We start from the raw sequence: 1,692 nt of genomic DNA, 5'->3' as shown, positions 1-1,692 counted from the left end.
GGCGGCAGATAGAAAGAGTCGTCGTTCTTGGAATCGTCGAACGCCTGCCCCATGACGGTCGCATCCTTGTCATTGCTGCTCATCTGGCCGATGATCCCGGACATGGTGCTGTGGTTCGTCAGCATCATATTCCGCATGTCCTCGGACATCGCGATCATCGGCGGATATTGCTCGAGCAGCTGAGGCATCAGCGTGTCCATGTGATCGAGATCTTTGTTTAGATCTACCAATTTGTCGCTTAGGGTATCGATGCCATCCAGAGTGTCAAATATGCTTCGGAGCGAAAAGCATACGGGAATGTCATAGCAATGCTTTTCCCAATAGAAATAGCTGCGAAGCGGCCTGAAAAAATCTTCGAAATCTGAAATATGATCTCGCAGATCATTGACAATGAGGGTCATCTCTTTGGTTTTGGCAATCGTATCGTGCGTAATGTCAGTGAGCCGGCTCTGCAGTGAATAGATGTGTTTCATGATTTCGATTTGTTTGGCCATCATGTCCGCCTGGACAAGCATGTCGTCCATGCGCGCCTGCATGTACTTCATGTCTTGACCCATGATCGCTTGCTGCATGCTGAGCAAGAATGGAATCGACGTGTGCTGGATCGGTGTGCCCTCGGGCCGGGTGATGCCCTGCACACGAGAGATCCCATGAACTCCGAAGACTCCCTTGGCAAGTCGATGCAGGACCAAGAAATCCGCCGAATTCCGCATGTCGTGATCCGATTCGATCATCAAGATCTCGGGCATCATGCGCGATTGGTTGAAGTGACGATCGGCGGCCGCGTAACCGACGTTGGCGGGAACGTTGTCCGGCATGTAAAGCCGGTTGTTGTAGCTCGTCTGGTAGCCGGGCAAGGTCACCAAGCCGACTAGCGCGACCGCGATGGTCGCGCACAGAATGGGGGCTGGCCAGCGCACGATCGCCGTGCCGATCCGCCGCCACCGGCCGAACCCGATCGTGCGTGTCGGGTCGAACAACCCGAAGCCACTTCCGACGGTCAGCACCGCCGGCACCAGCGTCAGGGCGATCACCACCGAAATGAGCATGCCCACCGAGCAGGGCATCCCCATGGTCTGGAAGATGGGCATGCGGGTGAAACTCAGGCACAGCATGGCTCCGGCGATGGTCAAACCGGAACCCAAGACGACGGGTGCGACGCTGCGATAGGTGGTGAAATACGCCCTCTGCCGGTCTTCGCCCGCCTGGCGCGCCTCTTGATAGCGGCCGAAGAAGAAGATCGCGTAGTCGGTGCCGGCGGCCATGGCCAATGCCACCAGCAGGTTGACGGCAAACGTCGAAAGCGCCATCCAATTGTTGTTGGCGATGAAGGCGATGACACCCCGAGCGGCGAACACCTCGATCCCGACGGTGACTAACAGCAGAATGACGGTCGTGATCGAGCGGTACACCATGAGCAGCACGACAAAGATGATCAAGGCGCCGATCATGGTCATCTTCAGAATCGATCGGTCACCGGCGAGCTGCATATCGGAGAACAGCGCCGAGGGGCCGGTGACATAAGCCTTGATCCCGGGAGGCGGTGGCGTGCGCGCGATGGCATCGCGGACCGCCGCCACGGATTCCTGGCCCAGGGTGGTGCCCTGGTTGCCCGCCAGGTTCAGCTGCACATAGACGGCCTTGCCGTCCGGGCTCTGGGCGCCCGCCGCGGTGAGGCGATCGCCCCACAGG

The 1,692-nt window shown here is 58.5% G+C and carries 1 protein-coding gene; it reads right to left on the bottom strand.

Features of this window, described 5'->3' with window-relative positions; translation table 11 throughout:
• Positions 1 to 1,692 (bottom strand): MMPL family transporter (locus A5646_RS07390; RefSeq protein ID WP_156765545.1); only part of this gene is annotated, 1,692 nt, incomplete at both ends.

Source organism: Mycobacterium sp. 1245499.0 (assembly GCF_001673615.1).
Taxonomy (GTDB): domain Bacteria; phylum Actinomycetota; class Actinomycetes; order Mycobacteriales; family Mycobacteriaceae; genus Mycobacterium; species Mycobacterium europaeum_A.
Note: the sequence above shows the minus strand (reverse complement) of the source record. Positions and strands in the feature narration are given on the sequence as shown.